This window comes from Gluconacetobacter entanii (assembly GCF_013155425.1).
GTDB classification, from domain to species: domain Bacteria; phylum Pseudomonadota; class Alphaproteobacteria; order Acetobacterales; family Acetobacteraceae; genus Novacetimonas; species Novacetimonas entanii.
In genome coordinates, this window is the sequence record NZ_JABJWD010000088.1 from 1 (window position 1) to 6,640 (window position 6,640).

The 6,640-nt window shown below is 65.3% G+C and carries 5 protein-coding genes; 3 read left to right on the plus strand and 2 right to left on the minus strand.

Features of this window, described 5'->3' with window-relative positions; translation table 11 throughout:
• A partial coding sequence (locus HNH97_RS14570; protein WP_171791361.1) for a uracil-DNA glycosylase occupies window positions 1-700 on the plus strand: 700 nt, incomplete at its 5' end.
• A gap of 173 nt (window positions 701-873) precedes the next feature.
• A complete protein-coding gene (locus HNH97_RS14575) occupies window positions 874-2,850 on the plus strand; it encodes a lytic transglycosylase domain-containing protein (RefSeq protein ID WP_110914257.1) in 1,977 nt (658 codons plus the stop codon).
• A gap of 482 nt (window positions 2,851-3,332) precedes the next feature.
• Here HNH97_RS14575 and HNH97_RS14580 read toward each other — a convergent pair whose 3' ends face one another.
• Both HNH97_RS14580 and hpnH read right to left on the minus strand, forming a co-directional pair.
• Window positions 3,333-4,622: a hemolysin family protein gene (locus tag HNH97_RS14580; RefSeq protein WP_171791362.1), complete on the minus strand. Its 1,290-nt coding sequence runs from the start codon at window positions 4,620-4,622 to the stop codon at window positions 3,333-3,335.
• 187 nt (window positions 4,623-4,809) lie between these two features.
• Window positions 4,810-5,991 carry an adenosyl-hopene transferase HpnH gene (hpnH, locus tag HNH97_RS14585; protein ID WP_110914259.1) on the minus strand — a complete coding sequence of 394 codons (1,182 nt, stop codon included), beginning with the start codon at window positions 5,989-5,991 and terminating at the stop codon, window positions 4,810-4,812.
• 469 nt (window positions 5,992-6,460) lie between these two features.
• Here hpnH and HNH97_RS17775 point away from each other — a divergent pair.
• Window positions 6,461-6,640 (plus strand): hypothetical protein (locus tag HNH97_RS17775; RefSeq protein ID WP_216657680.1); only part of this gene is annotated, 180 nt, incomplete at its 3' end.

Consider the following 6,640-nt stretch of genomic DNA (forward strand, 5'->3'; position numbering starts at 1 on the left):
GCCATCGCGTCCCGCCCCGCCACCGTCCGCCGCGACGATGGCCGAACGGGCCGCCGCCGATGCACGCGCCTGCGCCGCCCGCGCCACCACGGTGGAGGAACTGCACGCCGTCATGGCCGCGTTCGAACACTGCGCCCTGCGTGACACCGCGACCCATACCGTCGCCCCCCAGGGCAGGCCCGGCGCGCATGTCATGGTGGTGGGCGAGGCCCCCGACGCGGACGAGGACCGCGGCGGCGTGGCGTTCTGTGGGGAGACGGGGCGCCTGACCGACCGGATGTTCGGCTCCATCGGCCTGTCGCGCGACGACCTGTTCCTTGCCCCCGTCATCGCATGGCGGCCACCGGGGGGGCGTCCGCCCTCCGCCATGGAGCTGAAATCATGCCTGCCATTCCTGCAACGCCTGATTGTGCTGGCCCGGCCGCGCCGCCTGATCCTGATGGGCAACATCCCCGTCGCCCTCCTGACGGGGGAACGCATAACGGCGGCGCGCGCACGCGGGCGGTGGCGCGACATCACCATGCCGCCAAACCTGTCCGAAACAGGCAACAATTCAGGCACGGCGCACGTTATCCCCGCATTGCCGATGCGCCACGCACAGCAGTTGCGCGCCAGTCCGACAGCACGCCGTGATGCATGGAAAGACATGCTGGAGTTACGCAAAACGTTACAGGAAGACGGATACAATCATGGCGCGTAATCATGATATATTAACAGGTGTCCATTCATTAACATCAGGTATATCAACCTGCGTTTCAGGACGTGTTTTCAAGGATATATTTCGGTTCCAATAACTGTTGTGAAATCTTATTGATAAGCGTCCGACGCAATTGGGTTGCTTTCTTGCTCGCAAGGTCCTAAACCCCGCGAGCCATGCGAGGGATAAATCATACCCCCCCCACCGCGGTAACCGCATTCCTGGCGGGTGCCGCATTCCTGGCAGGAGCAGCCTTCGCGCCGCTTCGTGCCCAATCGGTGGACCACAGGGCGCTGGATCCGGATGGATCAGCCCAGAGCGGCCACAACGAGGAAACAGCGCTTGCGCTTCCACGCTTCCCGACCCGGGGCGGTGGCAGTGTCAGCCTGCCGCGTGTGCTTGCGCCTGACGACGCGGCACGCATCCGCAGGATTTTCGCCCTGCAGCGCGAAGGCCGCTTTGACGCCGCCATCAGCCAGACCGCCAGCATCCATGACGACCTGCTGCTTGGCGACCTTCTGGCCGCGCGCTACCTGAACCCCGCCTATCACCCCAGCACGGGGCAGTTGCGCATGTGGCTGCGGACCTTCTCCTCCCTGGCGGATTCCCCGGCCATCCATGCCCTGCTTGTGGCGCAGGCGCCGCGCGGAACCCCGCTGCCGCCCGCACCACCCGACATCGCGCTGGGCAGCGTACGGGCACCCGCACACGTCCACCTGCCGGAGGAGGACGATCCCTCCCTGCGGGTCTTCACCCGCAACAGCCTGCTGGACCATACGGTGCGGGAGCGCACGTCGCAGGGCGTCAAGGGCGCCCGCAGCGCGCTGCACCTGATCCAGGCGACGCCGGGCCTGAACCCCCTGTATGCCGCCCACCTGCGGACCGAGGTCGCGATGACCCTGTTCAGCGCGGGCGAAAACCGCCTCGCCCTGAGCATCGCGCGTGAGGCGTTCGAGACATCCTCCGGCCGCCTCGGCCTTGCGGGCTATGTCGCGGGCCTCGCGGCCTGGCGGCAGGGACGCCCCGACCAGGCCGAACCCCTGTTCGAGGCCGCGTCGCGCGCGCCCCTGACACCGGGCAGCATCCGTGCGGGCGCCGCCTTCTGGGCCGCGCGTTCGCACCGCGCGGTGGGCGACGTCGCGGCGTACGAGCCATGGCTGCATCGCGCCGCCGCCGCCCCGCACACATTCTATGGCATGCTGGCCAGCCAGGCGCTGGGCCTGCGTCATGCCGCCCCCACCCACCCCGGCACGATCGGGGACGGGGCGTCCATGTCGCTGGCCGATGACCGGCACCCGCTGCATGAAGGCACCCCGGTGATGGGTGAAATCGACGTGGAGGCCGTCGCCGCGACACCTGCCGGGCGCAGGGCCTTCGCCCTGGCGCAGGTGGGTGAAAACGCCCGCGCCGAAGCCACCCTGCGCCGCCTGTGGCCCGATGTGCAGAACGATGCCGCGCTGTGCCGCTCCCTCCAGCTTGTGGCGGATGCCATGGGCATGAAGGAACTGGCGTCGCAGATGGCGCTGCTGATCCAGTCGCAGGCAGGGGACCAGTCGGACCGCGAGACGCGCTTCCCCCTGCCGCCGCTGCATCCTGACCACGGGTTCCGCATGGACCCGGCGCTGGTGTATGCGCTGACACGGCTGGAATCCAATTTCGATGCCAATGCGGTTTCCGGTTCCGGGGCGCACGGCCTGATGCAGGTGATGCCGGTGACGGCGGGCTTCGTCACCCACAGCGGCATGGACTATGCCGGGCGTCCGGCGGCCCTGCATGACCCCGGCCACAACCTGGAGATCGGGCAGCTTTACGTCCTTTACCTGGCGCAGCTTTCGACCCAGCACCCGGGGCCGCACGCACCGGCCGGGGGCGACCTGATCCGCATGCTCGCCAGTTACAACGCCGGGCCATCCGCCATCGCCCGCCGCGCCGCCAACGGCACGGACGAGGCCGATGACCCGCTGCTGTATATCGAGCAGTTGCCCAATAACGAGACCCGCGATTATGTCCGTCGCGCCTTTACCTACCTGTGGATCTATGCCGACAGGCTTCACCTGCCCTCACCTTCGCTGGAGACGCTGGCCCGCAACGAATGGCCCGCCTTCAGCCCCGAGCAGAACCTCGTGCACGGCGGTTCACGCACGATCCACTGACATCTGCCCTCCGGCGTAAAAAACCACGCAGGCGGATAACATCCGGGCAGCTTGCCCGGACCCGGCAGGGAGCACGCTCCCTGCACCCTGATCCATTTAAAAGTAGTGGTTTCCAAAGGGTCGCGCCCTTTGGTGGGGGTTCGGGGGCAAAGCCCCTGAACACTGCCCTGCCACAAAAAACCACGCAGGCGGCCAGCATCCGGGCAGCTTGCCCGGACCCGGCAGGGAGCACGCTCCCTGCATCTTGATCCATTTAAAAGTAGTGGTTTCCAAAGGGCCGCGCCCTTTGGTGGGGGTTCGGGGGCAAAGCCCCTGAACACTGCCCTGCCACAAAAAACCACGCAGGCGGCCAGCATCCGGGCAGCTTGCCCGGACCCGGCAGGGAGCACGCTCCCTGCATCTTGATCCATTTAAAAGTAGTGGTTTCCAAAGGGCCGCGCCCTTTGGTGGGGGTTCGGGGGCAAAGCCCCCGGGAACCAGCCTCAGTTCTCCGCCAGCACCTGACGGCTGGCGCGGACACGCACCACGCGCCGTCCCTCCATTTCCAGCACCTCGAACAGCCAGCCGGAAAACACGACCTTGTCGCCGCGTGCGGGCACACGCCGCAACAGCGCAAGGATCAGGCCGCCAAGGGTATGGTAGCTGCCTTCCGCCGGCAGGTCCGACAGGTCCAGCCTGTGCTTGACCTCATCGGCCGGCATGGACCCGTCAAGCACCAGCACATTGTCATGGGCGATCCGCTGCGGCGGGGTGCTGCCGGGTTCGTGCTGTTCGCCCACGATGGCGCCGAACAGGTCGGAGGACGTCACGATTCCCTCGAACGAGCCATATTCGTCCAGCACCAGCGCCAGGCCGAGCGGCGATGAACGCATCCGGTCCAGCATGTCGAACGCCGACAGCGTATCCGGCACGGAAATGGGACGCCGCAGTCCGGCCTCGACCGAAGGACTCTTGCCATCAAGGAAGCGGTCCAGCATGTCCTTGGCGAGGATGACGCCCACCGGATTGTCCACCCCCCCGTCACAGACCACGATGCGCGAATAGGTGGTGGAGCGCAGGATGCGTAGCAGTTCCGCGCGCGGGACATGGCGCTCGATCCAGCACAGTTCGGTGCGCGGCGTCATGATCGCGCGCACGGGCCGGTCCGCCATGCGCAGCAGGCGCTCGATCATGTCGCGCTCCTCCTGCTCCAGCACGCCCGCCTGCGCGCCCTCGGCGATGTAGGCGCGCAGTTCCTCTTCCGTCAGGGCCGTGCTGGCATGCGCATTGACCCGCATCAGGCGCAGCACCAGTTCCGACGCCCGCCCCAGCAGCCAGACCACCGGGCGCGAAATCCAGGCGAGTCCCTCCAGCGGCAGGGCAAGGCGGGCGGCGATCTGTTCAGGCTGGCGCAGGGCGATCTGCTTGGGCACCAGTTCACCGCCCACCAGCATGATGGCGGTGATGCTGCTGACGACTACGGTCATCGAAATTTCGCTGGCGAACGGGGCAAGGCGGGGAAAGTGCAGCAGCCAGTGCGTCATCCGCGCCTCGATGCTGGTGCCGCCGAACGTGCCCTCCAGAATCGAGACAAGGGTCATCCCGACCTGCACCGTCGGCAGGAAGCCCTGCGGGTCGTTCGCCAGCTTCAGCGCCCGGTCCGCCCCCTTGACCCCGGCCTTTGACATGACCGCAAGACGTGCGCGCCGTGCGGAAATCAGCGCCAGTTCCCCCATCGCGAACACACCGTTGAGGAGAACAAGGCAGAATATGATAATCAGGGAGACAAGCATGATGCCGCGATCCTAGAGCATATCGCGCGCGTCGATGACACCCGAAATCATGCACATCCCCAACCCAGACCGAATCGGTCCCGATTCGCGGCGGGTCATTTTCCTGTGCCGGATACAGAAATGGCAGGGACATGCCCCGCCATTCCGTTACCTTTTATCCTGCTCCATGGCCCGGACGGGCATGGGATCAGTCGGCGGCGGCCGCCGTTTCCGGCTGCGCGGACACCTTGTTCACGCGCGGGGGGGCTGCCGGCTTCTTGCGGGCCGCCAGTTCCTCCATCTTCGCATCGACATGCTGCGTGAAGACGTATTCCGCCGGGCGCTGGTTCGCCAGCGAGATTTCCGGCACCATCGGCTTTTCCGTTTCCGGCCCGAACAGCGCGACCTTGGCGATGTGCCACGGACGACGCACCGCATCCATCACCGCCGTCGATTCGTAGCCCGAATGGACCATGCAGTCGGCGCACTTTTCATAGTTGCCGGTGCCGTACGAATCCCAGTTGGTGTCGGCCATCAGCTCTTCAAAGCTCTTGGCGTAGCCTTCGCCCAGCAGGTAGCACGGGCGCTGCCAGCCAAAGACGTTGCGCAGCGGCTTGCCCCACGGGGTGCAGTGGTACTGCTCGTTCCCGGCAAGGAAGTTCAGGAACAGCGGCGACTGCGTGAAGCGCCACTTCTTGCCCTTGCCAAGGCGGAAGATGTCGCGGAACAGCTGCTTCGTCTTCTGGCGGTTCAGGAAGTGTTCCTGGTCCGGCGCGCGCTCATAGGCATAGCCGGGGGCGGTCATGATGCCGTCCACGCCCATGGCCATCACCTCGTCAAAGAACGCGGCGACACGCTTGGGGTCCGCGCCATCGAACAGGGTGCAGTTGATGGACACGCGGAAACCACGGGCCTTCGCCTTCTTGATGGCCGCGACGGCGCGTTCGTACACGCCTTCCTGGCAGACGGAGGCGTCATGCATCGCCGGGTCGCCATCAAGATGCACGTCCCAAGAGAAGAAGGGGCTCGGCTCGTAATCGTCGAGCTTCTTTTCCAGCAGCAGCGCGTTGGTGCAGAGATAGACGTATTTCTTGCGCGCGATAAGCTGGCGGATGATCTCCGGCATTTCCTTGTGCAGCAGCGGTTCGCCACCGGCCACGGCAATGACGGGGGCGCCTGCCTCCGTATCCGCGTCCAGGCATTCCTGCACGGTCATGCGCTGGTTCAGGATCTGCGCGGGATAATCGATCTTGCCGCAGCCCGCGCATGCAAGGTTGCAGCGGAACAACGGTTCGAGCATCAGCACCAGCGGATAGCGCTGGCGGCGCGTCAGGTGCTGTTTGACGACGTAGGCGCCCACCCGGACGGCCTGCATAATAGGAACGGCCATGAAACCTCTGCTCCTGCACCGGCGCACGGACGCCGGTCTTGATTCCAAATCATGTAGTCCGGACTATGGACACGTCCGATCGCAAGAAAACAACCCCGACAGGTGTCAGCCGTGCATCAAGAACATGGCGAGGTTGCGGAGTTGTTACGACACATGAACACTTTGGCGGCTGTATAGGACAAAAAACATCCTGTATTCAATTGCTATCGTATGGGGTGTGGCGAATTCACAACACACGGCGATTTAGTATTTATCCACCCTTGCCATAACGTGCGCAAGGGGCGAACACCTTGCGGTCGTCATGAATGACCATGACCATGTCGCATGATACCCGGCTGTCGCGACCGTCGCCCCCATGGATACGGGCGGGCCGTGATGCCGGGCATGAGGCGGCCGACCAAGAAACCGGTTCAGGGTCTGACCCGTTTCCCCGGACAGATCCCGACAAAGATAAATGGACGCGACCATCATGGACCAGCCGAAGGCAGCCCCCAAGCACGACGCCCCCCCGTCTGCGGCTTCGCCAGGAGGTTCTGCGGAAGCTTCTTCCGGGACCCGGCCCGAGGCGGACCGGTGGGGCTCGATCCCGACGCTGGGCCGTTTTGCGCAACTGGACCGTGTGCGTTACCCGCATGACATGCGCAACCTT